The following is a 13,697-nucleotide window of genomic DNA, read 5'->3' on the forward strand; positions in this document are numbered from 1 at the left end:
TATAATAGATTAACAACAAAAGTTTGTGGGATGGAAAGCCGGGGGAATGGATGGAAGCGTTGGTTCATGGGATGATTTTGGCGTTTGGCCTTATTTTGCCGCTTGGGGTACAGAATGTGTTCGTGTTCAACCAGGGGGCTGTTCATAAAAGATTTTCGGGGGCATTCCCAGCGGTTGTGACGGCGGGAATCTGTGACACGCTGTTAATTTCTCTGGCGGTCGCCGGCGTGTCTGTCATTGTCCTGAATTTCGAATGGCTGAGGAATTTGCTATTCCTTGTCGGTTTTATTTTTCTCGCCTATATGGGGTGGGCGATATGGAAATCGGCCGCTCAAAGTGTAAACAATGCGCGGCAAGAGCTTTTTTCTGCCAAAAGGCAGATCGTGTTCGCCGCGTCTGTTTCGCTTCTGAATCCCCATGCCATTCTGGATACGATCGGGGTCATCGGGACAGCGTCGCTTGTGTATACGGGAATTGAAAAGTGGGTTTTCGCCATGGCCTGTATCATTGTGTCGTGGATTTGGTTTTTCTCTTTGGCGCTCGCAGGAAGAAAAGCAGGCGAGCTGGATAAGAAAGGGAGCTTCCTGAAAAGGCTGAACCAGGCGTCCGCGCTGATTGTCTGGGGAATGGCCCTGTATATGGGCTACCTCGCGTTGTCCTTTTAGGACCGCTCGCCCGAACCTTACATATACTAATAGAAATGTTTAAGAGCCTTCCGTTTTCAAAAAGGCTCTTTTCTTTTGCAGGAAATGCCTTTGTTTTAAAAAAACTGTAAAAAATAGAAAGAAGATTGAATTTTCCCCCCCCTCATGTATAATTGTTCCGAATGTAGTAAATGTCGAAAAACCTCATGATTTGGTTGATGGTGGCCAAATCGGTTTCGAATAAAGTAAGAAAGTTAAAGGAGGCGGCCAATGAATAATTCAGTGATTATTCAATTTGACAATGTAACGAAGCAATATGACAACGATCGTCCCGTGTTGGACAATGTCAGTTTTGAAATCGAGCGGGGTAAATTTTATACTTTGCTTGGCCCGTCTGGTTGTGGAAAGACAACGATCCTTCGGCTGATTGCCGGCTTTACAGAAGCCACCTCCGGGGATATTTTTTTTAACGGAAAAAGGATCAATAATCTTCCGGCCAATAAGCGCCAGATGAATACGGTGTTTCAGGATTATGCTTTGTTCCCGCACTTGAATGTGTTTGAAAATGTTGCTTTCGGGTTGCGGATCAAGAAAATGAAAGAAACCGATATTAAAGCGAAAGTAAAGGAAGCTTTGCAATTTGTGAACCTTGCGGGGTATGAAAACAGGGAAATCACGGAAATGTCCGGCGGGCAGCGGCAGCGTGTTGCGATTGCGCGTGCGATTGTCAACGAGCCGGAGGTTATCCTTCTTGACGAGCCGCTATCAGCCCTCGACTTGAAACTGCGGACGGAGATGCAGTATGAATTGCGCGAATTGCAGCGCCGCCTTGGCATCACGTTCATCTTTGTTACGCATGACCAGGAGGAAGCGCTAGCCATGTCGGATGAAATCTTTGTCATCAATGAAGGGAAAATCCAGCAGAGCGGAACACCAACCGATATTTACGATGAACCAATCAATAAATTTGTCGCTGACTTCATCGGAGAATCGAATATAGTGAACGGGACAATGATTGAGGACTATCTGGTTGAATTCACCGGCAAGAAATTTGAGTGTGTCGACCAGGGCTTCAACCCGAATGAACCGGTTGAGATCGTCATCCGCCCGGAGGATTTGGAAATCACTTCGCTTGAAAAAGGAAAACTTCAGGTCCAGGTTGATTCGCAGCTTTTCCGCGGCGTTCACTATGAGCTGAGCTGCTATGACAAGGATGGGAACGAGTGGCTCGTCCATTCAACGAAAAAAGCGGCCGTTGGTGATCAAATCGGACTGTACTTCGAGCCGGAGGCCATCCACGTCATGCGCCTTGGCGAGACTGAGGAAGAGTTTGACCGGCGCCTTGAGTCTTATAAGGACGGGGACGGCGAATGAACCGGAATCTGACCCGCCAGTTATACATGCTCCCATACACGCTCTGGATGATTTTCTTTGTCATCGCGCCAATTTTGCTCGTCGTCTATTACTCATTTTTGAATATTGATGGGCAGTTTTCTCTTGAGAACTACCATAAGTTCTTTACGCCTGTTTATATGAAGATGGTGTTCAGTTCTTTCTGGTATGCGTTTCTGATTACGCTGTTTTCCTTGCTAGTCGCCTACCCGACTGCGATGCTTTTGACCAAAACGAAGCATAAACAGCTTTGGCTGCTGCTGATCATCGTTCCGTCCTGGATCAACCTTCTCCTCAAGGCATACGCGTTCCTCGGTATTTTCGGAACTTACGGTGCCGCGAACCAGTTTCTTGAGGCGATTGGAATTGGGACGAAGCAGATTCTCTTTACCGATTTTAGCTTTGTGTTCGTCTCGGTCTATATTTTCATTCCGTTTATGATTTTGCCAATCTTTAACTCACTGAATGAATTGAACCCGGCGTTAATTGATGCCGCCAATGACTTAGGCGCATCTAAGTGGACAACGTTCAGCCGTGTGATTTTTCCGCTTACGATTGAAGGGGTAAAATCGGGCTGTCAGGTTGTCTTCATCCCGGCGCTTTCCCTGTTCATGCTGACAAGGTTGATCGCCGGCAACAGGGTCATCACGCTTGGAACAGCGATTGAGCAGAACTTCCTCGTCACCCAGGACTGGGGAATGGGCTCGACGATCGCGGTATTTTTGATTCTGGCGATGTTCATTATTATGGCGCTGACTGGAATCCGGAAGCGGGGTGTGCTGCGTGGATAAAAAATTATCCCCTGTTTCAAAACTGTTTTTGATACTCGTTTTCTTTATTTTATATTCACCGATCTTCTTCCTGATTTTTTACTCGTTCAACAGCGGCGGGAAGATGTTCGATTTTGAAAGCTTTACCCTCGATTGGTACAAAGAGCTTTTCCATGATACGAGACTGTTGATTATCGTTCTGAATACACTCGTTGTCGCGCTGCTGTCGGCATTGATCGCGACGATTATCGGCGTGATTGGCGCGCTGGGCATCCACTCGATGCGAAAAAGGACGTCGAAAAATACGATTCTGTCGTTGAACAATGTCCTGATTGTCAGCCCCGATGTCATCATCGGTGCGTCATTCCTGATTTTGTTTACCGTTTCAGGCTATAAGCTTGGGTTTTACTCGGTCCTTCTGTCGCATATCGCATTCAGTGTCCCGATTGTCGTTCTGATGGTGCTCCCGAAATTATCGGAAATGAGCCCTACATTAGTCGACGTCGCAAGGGACCTTGGAGCGAACAGCTGGGACGTGTTGACAAAGGTTATTTTGCCGTATTTGACGCCAGGGATCATGGCAGGCTTTTTCATGGCGCTGACGTATTCACTAGATGATTTCGCGGTGACTTTCTTTGTCACCGGGAATGGCTTCAGCACGCTGTCAGTTGAGATTTACTCATTGGCTCGACGCGGTGTTTCCCTGAATATCAATGCCCTGTCGACACTGCTGTTCCTGTTCACAACCATTCTTGTCGTTGTATATTACTTTATTACACAACGCCAGAAACCTGCCGGAATGGGGGTTAGAAAATGAAGCAGCTTATGCGACTGTTTCTCACCATCGTTCTTGCCTCGGCCGTACTGCTCGGGATTATTGCAAAATTGAATGATACAAAAGGCTATTCCGGCAGTAGTACATTGACGGTTTACAACTGGGGAGATTATATTGATCCGGATCTCATCAAGCGTTTTGAAAAGGAAACGGGCATCAGCGTCGTCTATGAGACCTTCGATTCCAATGAAGCGATGATGACAAAGATCAAGCAGGGCGGGACCGGCTACGATATCGCGGTTCCATCGGAATACATGATTGATAAGATGCGCCAGGAGAAGCTGCTCCTTCCTCTTGATCATTCAAAACTCCCGAATCTGAAAAATATCGATCCGCGTTTTATGGATTTGCCGTTCGACCCTGAAAATAAATATTCCGTCCCGTATTTCTGGGGGACAGTCGGGATCGTCTATAACCCGAAAATGCTCCATAATAAAGAAATCACAGGCTGGAATGATCTTTGGGATCCAGATTTGAAAAATGAAATTTTGATGGTTGATGGCGCCCGCGAAGTCATCGGGATGGGTCTGAACAGCCTAGGCTACTCGCTGAATGATACGAATAAAAGCCATTTGCGCGAGGCAAAAAAGAAACTTGATACGCTGACGCCGAATATTAAAGCAATTGTCGGCGATGAAATCAAAATGCTGATGGCGAATGAGGAAGCCTCCATCGGCCTTGTCTGGTCAGGCGACGCGGCTGATATCATGTCAGAAAATGAAGATCTCGATTATGTTGTGCCGATTGAAGGCTCGAATTTATGGTTCGATAACATGGTCATTCCGAAAACCGCGAAAAATACGGAAGCCGCGCATCAGTTCATCAACTTTATGCTCGATCCGGAAATTGCCGCCCAAAATACAGAATGGGTCTGTTACTCAACGCCGAATAAAGAAGCGTTGAATTTCATGCCGGAAGAAATGACCGAAGACGAGCGCTTCTATCCGTCCGAGGAACTGACGAAAAAGCTCGAAGTCTATAAAAACCTCGGCCAGCGTAATTTAGCGTACTACAATCAGCTGTTCCTGGAGTTTAAGATGCATAGGAAATAGGCAGGAGTTGCCTGAAAAAAAGCCTGTATCTTCGATTACTTAGTAATCTTTGATACAGGCTTTTTTCTTGTCCATGATGTAATCCATGCAGATTTGCTATTCAGGTGCCGGCAATTTTTTCGCCTCTGGGCTGGCTGCTGTTGGCATCGGGTTCAACGGTGATGCCGATTTGGTCAAATGACTGTCCTTCGGCGAGATGGTAAGTCAGTATGCCGGATCCGTTTTCGTCCGGCTTGAATATCCCGCCATTTTCCCTTACGCCGTTTTTCAGCAGCCAAACCTGGTATACCTGTGAACCTTCGACACCGGGTAACCCATTAACTTGGACCACGAGGTTTTTCGTGGATCCCTTCTGGGAAATATAGGCGACGCCATTTGTGGCAGGTGTGCTTTGATCGACAGCTTTTATTGGGATGGAGGCCACTATTTCTATCGGCATATTTTTGCCCTGGCGGTCGAGATTCTGTCCATACATGATTCCAAGTCCGATATTTGTGATCAGCAACATGGCCACAATACAGGTGGAAACAGGGGTGAACTGGCTTTTGAGCATCATGGCAAACTTGCTTAGCCCAACTCGTAGTCCTTTCGTATTTCCTTCCGTCTCACGGTTAAAAACGAATCCAAGCACCTCGTCTTTTAGAGATTCAGGCGCCTCGATTTCAGTATAGTCAAACGGCAAAGCATGCCAGGCCTGAATTAATTCGTTATATTCTTCCTTGCACCTGGCACAATTCTTCATATGTGATTCAAATGCCATGTGGTCGCTCTCCTTGAGCTCATTTGCTATATATTGGATTAGATAATCACATTCCCTTCTCATTGTATATCCTCCAGTTCCAGATGCTTCCTTAATCCTTTTAGAGCCTGATGAAGCCTGCTTTTAATCGTGCCGAGCGGTTCCTTTTCCAGTTTTGCAATTTCTGAAAGGGAATACCCTTTCCAATAAAGCAAATCGATTAATTTTCTTTGAGCTCCTGTTAATTTGTTTTTGGCCACTGTAAGTTCATTTGTTTCCACTCGTTCCTCGATTGGATTGGCAGGATCAGCGATTTCCTCTGGTTCCTCTTGCTGATGCTGCATATGCATCTTTTCTTTTCGGAGGTAATCTATGCAAATGTTGCGGGTGATGGTGAGAAGCCAGTTTATGAAACTGCCTTGAGCAGGGTCGTATTGGCTGTTTGTCGTCCACAGCCTCAAAAAGACCAATTGGATGATCTCCTTGGCCATTTCCTCATTCCCATTGCAAAATTTCATAACGAAGCTGTAAACCAGCTTTATATATCGGTCATAAAGCTCTTCCAATGCGTGGCCATGTTTTTCTTTTACCAATCTCATTAATTCCGCATCATGTTTTTCTCTCATGTGGCACTCCCTGCTATTGATAAAGATATATTGCCATTATACTATCTATTAAAGTTAAGATGGGAACGGCCGCGTCCGGCCGTTCCCTGGGCATGTTTATTCGAATTTAGTGTCACTGTTGACGACATACCATACATCTTTAACCCCTTGTCCGTTGACATCGCCTTTTTGCGCGTCCTTTGCAAAATAATAAAGAGGATATCCTTTATAGGTGACCTGCTTCTCTCCGTTGTCTTCCCTTGTAATCGTGTCGAAATCCTTTTTGTCAAAGCCTTCAGGAGCTTCGAAGTTTTCCTCGTTGAATATCGGCCAGTTAGCCAGACAGTCCCCGCTGCAGTTGCTTTTTCCCTCTTCGTCCTTTTTAAAGTAATACAATGTCTTTCCCTCTGAATCCGCCAGATACTTACCGGCTTTTTCATCCTCCAATACCTGGAGGCTGTCACTGGAAGCTTGTTCTGATTGATTGCTATCCGTCTGGGCTGTATCGGGTTTATTTGTTTCCGCCTTTTCATCATTGCTTTGTCCACAGGCGCTCAATGCCAAGATAATTAAAAGTAATGTGGTGATAAAAATACCTTTTTTCATGTTGATTCCTCCTGATTTATTAGATTTTGGCACTATTATCCTTGTTTGCTGATTTCCACTCCGGGGACATGCTTTCCGCGGGGCAGACCGTGGAGCCTCCTCGGCGTCTTAGACGCCTGTTTGTCCAGCTGCAGCGCCTAGCCCCTCGAGGTCGCTTCGGTCCCGAATGTGAAGTCAAAGAACGACTTCCCCTTCTGGCCCTCCAGCGCTGGTCGGGGCTGACCAAGGCGCTTCCGCTTTTCGAGGGGTCTCCACGTGCTGCTTTATCCCGCCGGAGTCAGTCCCCTCCGTTCCAATCAACTTTATTGAAAATCAACACTTACCTTTTACTAGTCTATATTTTACTTCCAACCCCATTTTTGAAAGATTTTGTGGCCTTCTTCGGTTTTTAAATAGTCGATAAACTGCTGGGCATCTTTTTTCTGGTCGGTTATTTTCGTCAGCGCGATAGGCGTCCCGCGATAGAGTTTGTCTTCCTCGGGCAGTTCGACGAGATCGGTGATATCCTTAAGCCTGTAATGCCATGATTCATAAGTAATCCAGGCGTCCGCGGCAGAATTTGCTTTCCATTGTTCAATGGCTTCAGCACTGGATTTTACTGAGAGAGTAATATTTTTTGATATTCCTTCAATCAGTCCTTTTCTGCCCGCCAAATCTTCCCAAAGGCCAAGCTGTCCTGCTCCGTTTACGTCAATGATTTTTACTCCGTTTTTCGTCAAATCTTCGAGGTTTTCAATTTTCTTGGGATTTCCCTTCCTTACCAAAATTCCAGCCGCGCGGGGGTAAAGCTCCGTACGTGATTTGGTATCGACTAGATTGGGATGCTTAAAGATAAAATCCTGCAGCATATACTCGGAGCCGCCGAAAATAATATCGGCGTCATGCTTTGCCTGTCCAATCCAATTGCCCTCCGGTCCAGCTGTTACTTCCACTTTGATTCCTGTTTCGGCTGAAAATCGTTCAGCTGCTTCCTTGATTGGCCCAAGTGGCCCGCCTGGTCCGTAAACACGGAGGACATGATAATCTTGGCTGGAAGCTGGCGCGGCTTGGGACACGGATTTCCGGTCCAAATTTGCGTAAGCCGTCAATCCTGCTGCCATGATGGCAAAGAGCAGTAAAGCCGAAAGTAAAACAGTCTTTTTCATGGTTATTCCTCCAATACAGACAAAATTTTTACTGGTGCTATTAAAGGAAACGAACAGAAGGAATAAACGGTTTGAATAATATGCGAAAATAGTCAGAAAGTTTCATAAACGAACAAGAAAATCGGGAACAAAGACCTGCGGTTTTTTTGCTAGTTGAATAGCGGTTTAAAGTATTGAGGGAATGCTTCCCAGTGGATTTTTAGGCGAAAAATAGTATAATGTATATTATATATTAACCATATATATTATTAGTTATAACTAACGGAGGAGAATCATGAATGTAAACGAATTTAAAACCTTGTTTTGGGATTACTCAAGGAAAATCAGTGACCATACGAGCATTCTCGTAAACTCCGTCTGTGAACAACACGGGCTGACGATGCTGCAAATCAGGATTTTAGTTGAAATTAAGCAACAGAAATACCATACAATTGGTAGTCTGGCCAGCCGGCTCAACCTTGCCCAGGCAAATGTTTCGACAATGTGCAAGAAGCTCGAAGGCAAGGGTTTTTTAGAACGAGTCAGGGACCAGGGGGACGAGCGGGTAGTAAAGGTCATCCTTTCACCAAATGGAAACCAGGCTGTAGAGGAAGTTGATCAGGTTTTGATAAACCGGATCTCGGCCTCGCTCGAGGAAAAAGAGGAAGAGGCATTTGAAGAAATCATCCGCGGCTTAAAAAAGCTACATGAACTGCTTGAAGCAGCCAATCAGAAAAATTAACCGGCTGTTCCAACTGGTGCCGTTGCCGCGAAAAAATATATTGATAGGAGCCAAACAATATGAAGGTTAAAAAAGGTCCAAAGAAACCGTTGGTTAATTATATACTCACATCTGTCATCATCGTGCTCCTCCTCAATACGTTCATCTTTCCGATGATAAGGGAACAAAAAGTAAAGCATGTTGATTACGGCACTTTCCTCACGCAAATCGACCAGGGAAAAGTGAAGAGCGTTGAACTGCAGGATAAGGAAATTGGGTACACGCTGAAACATGACGAAAAGACTTATGTAACAGGCCGTGTCGATGATCCTGAACTGGTGAACCGTCTATATGACGCGAAGGCCGAATTCAACCAGGTTATACCGAAGCAAGCTTCGCCGTTGATGGGATTCCTGTTGACCTGGATTTTGCCATTTGCGATTTTTATCGGGCTTAGCCAGTTCCTCGTCCGTAAAATGCAGGGCAAGATGGGCGGCGGGTCGAACACAATGATGTTTGGTAAAAGCAATGCCAAAGTGTATGTCGAAGCAGAAACCGGTATTTCATTTGCCGATGTGGCCGGCCAGGAGGAAGCAAAGGAAGCGCTCCAGGAAATCGTCGACTTTTTGGAAAATCCGAAAAAGTACAAGGAGATTGGCGCGAACATACCGAAGGGCGCCTTGCTCGTCGGACCTCCAGGAACCGGGAAAACCCTTTTGGCAAAAGCGGTCGCCGGGGAATCGAAAGTACCTTTCTTCTCCATTTCTGGTTCAGAATTTGTTGAAATGTTCGTCGGGATGGGCGCTGCGAGGGTTCGTGACTTGTTTAAGCAGGCCCAGGCAAAAGCGCCATGCATCGTGTTTATCGACGAAATCGACACGATCGGGAAAAGCCGCAATTCTGGCGGCGGTATCGGCGGAAACGATGAGCGCGAGCAGACACTGAATCAGCTTTTGACCGAGATGGATGGGTTCGAAGCGGACAAGGGCGTTGTTATCCTTGCTGCGACAAACCGTCCGGAAACGCTCGATAAAGCATTGCTGCGACCAGGCCGGTTCGACAGGCGCGTTCCGGTTGAACTTCCTGACCTTGCCGGCCGTGAAGCGATCCTTCAAGTCCATGGCAAAAAAGTTAAGCTCGCCAGCGATACAGATTATAATGCAATTGCAAGAGCAACAGCCGGGGCTTCCGGAGCGGACCTCGCCAACATTATCAATGAGGCGGCCCTCCGTGCGGTAAGGCTAGGCCGGAAAGAAGTAAACCAGAGTGACCTGGAAGAATCCGTTGAGGTCGTCATCGCGGGGTATCAGCGCAAAAATGCAGTCATCTCAATGAAGGACAAGCTGATCATTTCCTATCATGAAATCGGCCACGCGCTAGTCGCGGCCAAGCAAAGCCACTCCGCACCGGTCCATAAAATCACGATTATCCCAAGGACGTCAGGCGCGTTGGGCTATACAATGCAGGTTGAAAAGGGCGAGCAGGTTCTAATGAGCAAGGAACAAGCCCTTGATAAAATTACGACATTCATGGGCGGCCGTGCGGCTGAGGAGCTGATTTTCAATTCGATCACATCGGGCGCCTCAAATGATATTGAACAGGCAACAAAGATTGCCCGAGCGATGGTCACTCGATATGGGATGAGCGAGGAATTCGACATGATGGCGCTGGAAACGGTCAATAACCCTTACCTGGGCGGAGATACATCGATGTTAGTTTCGGCTGAAACCGCCTCAAGAGTTGACGACGAAGTTTTGAAAATCATTAAGTCCTGCCACCAGAAAGCCAGCCAAATTCTTGAGGAAAACAAAGAAAAGCTGCATGAACTGACGAAATTCCTGCTGGAAAAAGAAACGATTACCGGGGAAGAGTTCATGTCAGTCCTCGATGGAAAAATAAAAGTAGCGATGTAAATAAAACTATTTGTCTGAATTATGTCCTCCAAGGAGTTTTCCTGGAGGATTTTTTCTATAAAAGGGAAATTAAGGTATAAAAGTTTGTGGTTATATGTTAGCGTCTTATAAAGGAAAAGTGATGTAAACACTGAATTAATGTTTAATACTTAAGGGAAATGTTACCCGGAAAGGAGGGAGTATGAAGCAAAGGATCCTGCCTGCATTAACTAATATGAAGGATTTTGAACATTTTCTTCATTCCTCATTTGAAATAGGTATATTTTTGGAAGTGCATATAGCGCAGTTAAAACATGTACGCGGGCTGGCTGAATTACATGGCAAAAAAATGTTTTACCATATTGATATGATTCAGGGGATAAAAAGCGATGATTACTCTACAGAGTTTATTTGTCAGGAATACAAACCATATGGAGTAATTTCGACAAAACCAAGTGTAATTATCAAAGCAAAGCAAAAAGGCGTTTATGCGATTCAAAGAATATTTTTAATAGATTCACATGCTCTAGAAAAAAGTTATCGATTGATAGAAAAAACAAAGCCGGATTTTATTGAAGTGTTACCCGGTGCGATGCCGGATTTAATAAAAGAGGTTAAACAAAAAGTCAATATACCCTTGCTGGCTGGAGGGTTCATTCGAACAAGTAAGGATATAGATCTTGCATTGGAAGCGGGTGCGGCGGGGGTAACCACGTCAAATAAAAGTCTTTGGCGGGATTTCAACAAATAGACACATTTGCAAGAAAAAATCAAGTAAAAGGATTGCGGGTCATTGACAGCGCTTTCATAGGCAAATATACTTCAATTACAAGTTAAGAAACGTGATGGAGATTGGGAGATCACACAGATAGACCTGCGAAGGGCAATCTGTGTGGTCTCCCATTTTCTTTTCAAGTTAAACTTGTAAACAACGATATTCCTGGAAGGAGAATGGTAATGTCAGCATTTATGGGAGAGTTGGTTGGAACGATGATTCTAATTGTATTCGGGGCTGGAATTGGAGCGGGATCCACCTTGAAAAAGTCGTATTCCAACAATGCAGGATGGATTGTCATCACAATTTCGTGGGGGCTTGCGGTGACAATGGCGGTTTTTGCAGTTGGTTCAATAAGCGGGGCGCATTTAAATCCTGCTGTAACTTTGGCGCTTGCGGTTAATGGATCATTCCCTTGGGCAGATGTCCCTGGCTATATGGCGGCTCAAGTTGTTGGAGCTATCTTGGGAGCAATGCTAGTATTCTTGCATTATTTGCCGCATTGGAAGGAAACCCCTGACCCAGCGGCAAAATTAGGGGTCTTTGCCACAGGACCGGCCATACCAAATACTTTTGCAAATTTATTCAGCGAGATTTTCGGAACATTTATTCTTATGCTTGGACTTTTGTTTATTGGGGCAAATAAGTTTACTGAGGGGCTTAACCCCATCGTAGTCGGTATGCTGATCGTTGCCATTGGTATGTCGCTTGGCGGAACTACAGGCTATGCAATCAACCCTGCGCGTGACTTGGGTCCGAGAATTGCCCACTTTCTCCTTCCGATTCCGGGTAAAGGGGGCTCTAATTGGAAGTATGCTTGGATTCCAGTCGTTGGCCCGCTTCTAGGTGGATCATTAGGAACAGTTTTTTATAAGTTTTTCTTTTTGGAAAAAATCAATGGAGTTTCATGGGTGATACTTGGGCTGGTTGCAGGTATACTTTTGGTAACATTTGTTTATAGCAAAACACAGACAGCTAAATTCAGAACAAGCGGCAAGCCGGCAAAAGCAATTTAAAGGGGGCGGAATTCATGGAAAAATTCATTTTATCATTAGATCAGGGAACGACAAGTTCAAGGGCGATCATTTTTAATAAAGCTGGTGAGATTGTTCATGTGGCTCAGAAAGAGTTTACACAGCACTTTCCAAAACCGGGCTGGGTAGAGCACAATGCAAATGAAATTTGGGGATCAATTCTGGCCGTTATCGCAAGTGCCCTTTCAGAGTCGAATATCAAACCTGAGCAAATAGCTGGAATCGGGATAACAAACCAACGAGAAACGACTGTTGTCTGGGACAAAGAGACTGGAACTCCGGTTTATAACGCCATTGTTTGGCAATCCCGTCAAACAAGTGAAATCTGCGATGAATTGAAAGAAAAAGGTTATAATGATTTATTCAGAGAAAAAACAGGTCTTCTGATTGATGCTTATTTCTCTGGAACAAAGGTTAAATGGATTCTTGACAATGTTGAAGGAGCCAGGAAGAAAGCGGATGAAGGTAAATTGCTTTTTGGTACAATCGATACATGGATTATATGGAAGCTCTCCGGAGGACGTGCCCATGTAACGGATTATAGCAATGCGTCTAGAACGCTTATGTTCAATATTTACAATCTTAAATGGGACGAAGAACTTCTTGAAATTTTGAACGTGCCAAAATCCATGCTTCCTGAAGTAAGGCCATCCTCTGAAGTATATGCTCACACGGTCGATTATCACTTTTTTGGCAAGGAAGTCCCGATTGCGGGAGCTGCGGGTGACCAGCAGGCTGCATTGTTTGGCCAGGCGTGTTTTGAAACAGGAATGGCCAAAAACACTTACGGAACTGGCTGCTTCATGCTCATGAACACTGGAGAAAAGGCTGTTAGATCAGAAAATGGCCTATTGACAACATTGGCGTGGGGATTAGGTGGCAAGGTTGAATATGCACTTGAAGGAAGCATTTTCGTAGCTGGGTCAGCCATCCAATGGCTCCGTGATGGATTAAGAATGCTGAAAAATGCGAAGGACAGCGAGGAATATGCCAAAAGGGTGGAATCTACTGATGGAGTATACGTGGTTCCCGCCTTTGTAGGGCTTGGTACACCTTATTGGGACAGTGAAGTCAGAGGTGCGGTTTTTGGCCTTACCAGAGGAACCAGCAAAGAACATTTCGTAAGGGCTACTCTTGAGTCCCTTGCTTATCAGACTAAAGATGTACTTTCTTCCATGGAAGCTGATTCCGGTATTGAACTCAAGACACTCCGCGTTGATGGCGGTGCGGTCATGAATAATTTACTGATGCAATTCCAAAGTGACATCCTTAATGTCCCTGTCGAGCGGCCGGTCATTAATGAGACAACCGCTTTAGGAGCCGCGTACTTGGCCGGACTTGCTGTGGGTTATTGGGAGAGCCAAGAGGAAATTGCCTCCCAATGGGCAATAAACCATTCTTTTGAACCTGAAATGGCTTTAGAAAAATGCGAAGAGCTTTACGTGGGGTGGAAGAAAGCCGTAAATGCAGCAATGGCTTTTAAATAAAAGTTCCGAATTGGACACTTT

At 45.4% G+C, this 13,697-nt stretch carries 14 protein-coding genes; 10 read left to right on the forward strand and 4 right to left on the reverse strand.

Features of this window, described 5'->3' with window-relative positions; genetic code table 11:
• Window positions 1-50 precede the first annotated feature (50 nt).
• From BN1002_RS01420 to BN1002_RS01440, 5 genes are all read left to right on the forward strand, one after another.
• Window positions 51-665, forward strand: a complete 615-nt coding sequence (locus BN1002_RS01420; protein WP_048823281.1) for a LysE/ArgO family amino acid transporter — start codon at window positions 51-53, stop codon at window positions 663-665.
• Between the two features lie 249 nt (window positions 666-914).
• On the forward strand, window positions 915-2,018 hold the full coding sequence (locus BN1002_RS01425; RefSeq protein WP_048823282.1) for an ABC transporter ATP-binding protein: 1,104 nt from the start codon (window positions 915-917) through the stop codon (window positions 2,016-2,018).
• Entirely contained in the window at window positions 2,015-2,827 is an 813-nt protein-coding gene (locus BN1002_RS01430; protein ID WP_048823283.1) for an ABC transporter permease, read from the forward strand. Before BN1002_RS01425 ends, BN1002_RS01430 begins: the two co-directional genes overlap by 4 nt.
• Complete coding sequence (locus BN1002_RS01435; RefSeq protein WP_048823284.1) at window positions 2,820-3,623, forward strand: ABC transporter permease; 804 nt, start codon at window positions 2,820-2,822, stop codon at window positions 3,621-3,623. Before BN1002_RS01430 ends, BN1002_RS01435 begins: the two co-directional genes overlap by 8 nt.
• Complete coding sequence (locus tag BN1002_RS01440) at window positions 3,620-4,693, forward strand: ABC transporter substrate-binding protein (protein ID WP_048823285.1); 1,074 nt, start codon at window positions 3,620-3,622, stop codon at window positions 4,691-4,693. The genes BN1002_RS01435 and BN1002_RS01440 overlap by 4 nt, the downstream gene beginning before the upstream one ends.
• A 100-nt stretch (window positions 4,694-4,793) precedes the next feature.
• On the opposite strand, the gene BN1002_RS01445 is transcribed toward BN1002_RS01440, so the two are convergent.
• The 4 genes from BN1002_RS01445 to BN1002_RS01460 form a co-directional block, all read right to left on the reverse strand.
• Window positions 4,794-5,453, reverse strand: a complete 660-nt coding sequence (locus tag BN1002_RS01445; protein WP_231574956.1) for an anti-sigma factor — start codon at window positions 5,451-5,453, stop codon at window positions 4,794-4,796.
• Between the two features lie 59 nt (window positions 5,454-5,512).
• Entirely contained in the window at window positions 5,513-6,058 is a 546-nt protein-coding gene (locus tag BN1002_RS01450) for an RNA polymerase sigma factor (RefSeq protein ID WP_048823287.1), read from the reverse strand.
• Between the two features lie 96 nt (window positions 6,059-6,154).
• Window positions 6,155-6,643, reverse strand: a complete 489-nt coding sequence (locus BN1002_RS01455) for a COG4315 family predicted lipoprotein (protein WP_048823288.1) — start codon at window positions 6,641-6,643, stop codon at window positions 6,155-6,157.
• Between the two features lie 341 nt (window positions 6,644-6,984).
• Entirely contained in the window at window positions 6,985-7,788 is an 804-nt protein-coding gene (locus tag BN1002_RS01460) for an extracellular solute-binding protein (RefSeq protein WP_048823289.1), read from the reverse strand.
• Between the two features lie 274 nt (window positions 7,789-8,062).
• Between BN1002_RS01460 and BN1002_RS01465 the strand changes: the two genes are divergently transcribed.
• The 5 genes from BN1002_RS01465 (at window position 8,063) to glpK (ending at window position 13,676) form a co-directional block, all read left to right on the forward strand.
• Window positions 8,063-8,509 carry a MarR family winged helix-turn-helix transcriptional regulator gene (locus BN1002_RS01465; protein WP_048823290.1) on the forward strand — a complete coding sequence of 149 codons (447 nt, stop codon included), beginning with the start codon at window positions 8,063-8,065 and terminating at the stop codon, window positions 8,507-8,509.
• Window positions 8,510-8,568: 59 nt separating this feature from the next.
• Window positions 8,569-10,401, forward strand: coding sequence for an ATP-dependent zinc metalloprotease FtsH (gene ftsH, locus BN1002_RS01470; protein WP_048823291.1), 1,833 nt, complete (start codon window positions 8,569-8,571; stop codon window positions 10,399-10,401).
• A gap of 181 nt (window positions 10,402-10,582) precedes the next feature.
• Complete coding sequence (locus BN1002_RS01475; RefSeq protein ID WP_048823292.1) at window positions 10,583-11,131, forward strand: glycerol-3-phosphate responsive antiterminator; 549 nt, start codon at window positions 10,583-10,585, stop codon at window positions 11,129-11,131.
• Between the two features lie 206 nt (window positions 11,132-11,337).
• Window positions 11,338-12,171, forward strand: coding sequence for an MIP/aquaporin family protein (locus tag BN1002_RS01480; RefSeq protein WP_048823293.1), 834 nt, complete (start codon window positions 11,338-11,340; stop codon window positions 12,169-12,171).
• A 14-nt stretch (window positions 12,172-12,185) separates the two neighbouring features.
• Window positions 12,186-13,676, forward strand: coding sequence for a glycerol kinase GlpK (gene glpK / locus BN1002_RS01485; RefSeq protein WP_048823294.1), 1,491 nt, complete (start codon window positions 12,186-12,188; stop codon window positions 13,674-13,676).
• The last annotated feature ends 21 nt before the right edge of the window (window positions 13,677-13,697 follow it).

This window comes from Bacillus sp. B-jedd (assembly GCF_000821085.1).
Lineage (GTDB): Bacteria > Bacillota > Bacilli > Bacillales > Cytobacillaceae > Bacillus_D.

What these genes read in the sequence shown, in the direction of transcription:
- BN1002_RS01420 (WP_048823281.1), top strand. Translation starts at nt 51, where the DNA reads ATGGAAGCGTTGGTTCATGGGATGATTTTGGCGTTTGGCCTTATTTTG.
- BN1002_RS01425 (WP_048823282.1), top strand. Translation starts at nt 915, where the DNA reads ATGAATAATTCAGTGATTATTCAATTTGACAATGTAACGAAGCAATAT.
- BN1002_RS01430 (WP_048823283.1), top strand. Translation starts at nt 2,015, where the DNA reads ATGAACCGGAATCTGACCCGCCAGTTATACATGCTCCCATACACGCTC.
- BN1002_RS01440 (WP_048823285.1), top strand. Translation starts at nt 3,620, where the DNA reads ATGAAGCAGCTTATGCGACTGTTTCTCACCATCGTTCTTGCCTCGGCC.
- BN1002_RS01445 (WP_231574956.1), bottom strand. Translation starts at nt 5,453, where the DNA reads ATGGCATTTGAATCACATATGAAGAATTGTGCCAGGTGCAAGGAAGAA.
- BN1002_RS01450 (WP_048823287.1), bottom strand. Translation starts at nt 6,058, where the DNA reads ATGAGAGAAAAACATGATGCGGAATTAATGAGATTGGTAAAAGAAAAA.
- BN1002_RS01455 (WP_048823288.1), bottom strand. Translation starts at nt 6,643, where the DNA reads ATGAAAAAAGGTATTTTTATCACCACATTACTTTTAATTATCTTGGCA.
- BN1002_RS01460 (WP_048823289.1), bottom strand. Translation starts at nt 7,788, where the DNA reads ATGAAAAAGACTGTTTTACTTTCGGCTTTACTGCTCTTTGCCATCATG.
- BN1002_RS01465 (WP_048823290.1), top strand. Translation starts at nt 8,063, where the DNA reads ATGAATGTAAACGAATTTAAAACCTTGTTTTGGGATTACTCAAGGAAA.
- ftsH (WP_048823291.1), top strand. Translation starts at nt 8,569, where the DNA reads ATGAAGGTTAAAAAAGGTCCAAAGAAACCGTTGGTTAATTATATACTC.
- BN1002_RS01475 (WP_048823292.1), top strand. Translation starts at nt 10,583, where the DNA reads ATGAAGCAAAGGATCCTGCCTGCATTAACTAATATGAAGGATTTTGAA.
- BN1002_RS01480 (WP_048823293.1), top strand. Translation starts at nt 11,338, where the DNA reads ATGTCAGCATTTATGGGAGAGTTGGTTGGAACGATGATTCTAATTGTA.
- glpK (WP_048823294.1), top strand. Translation starts at nt 12,186, where the DNA reads ATGGAAAAATTCATTTTATCATTAGATCAGGGAACGACAAGTTCAAGG.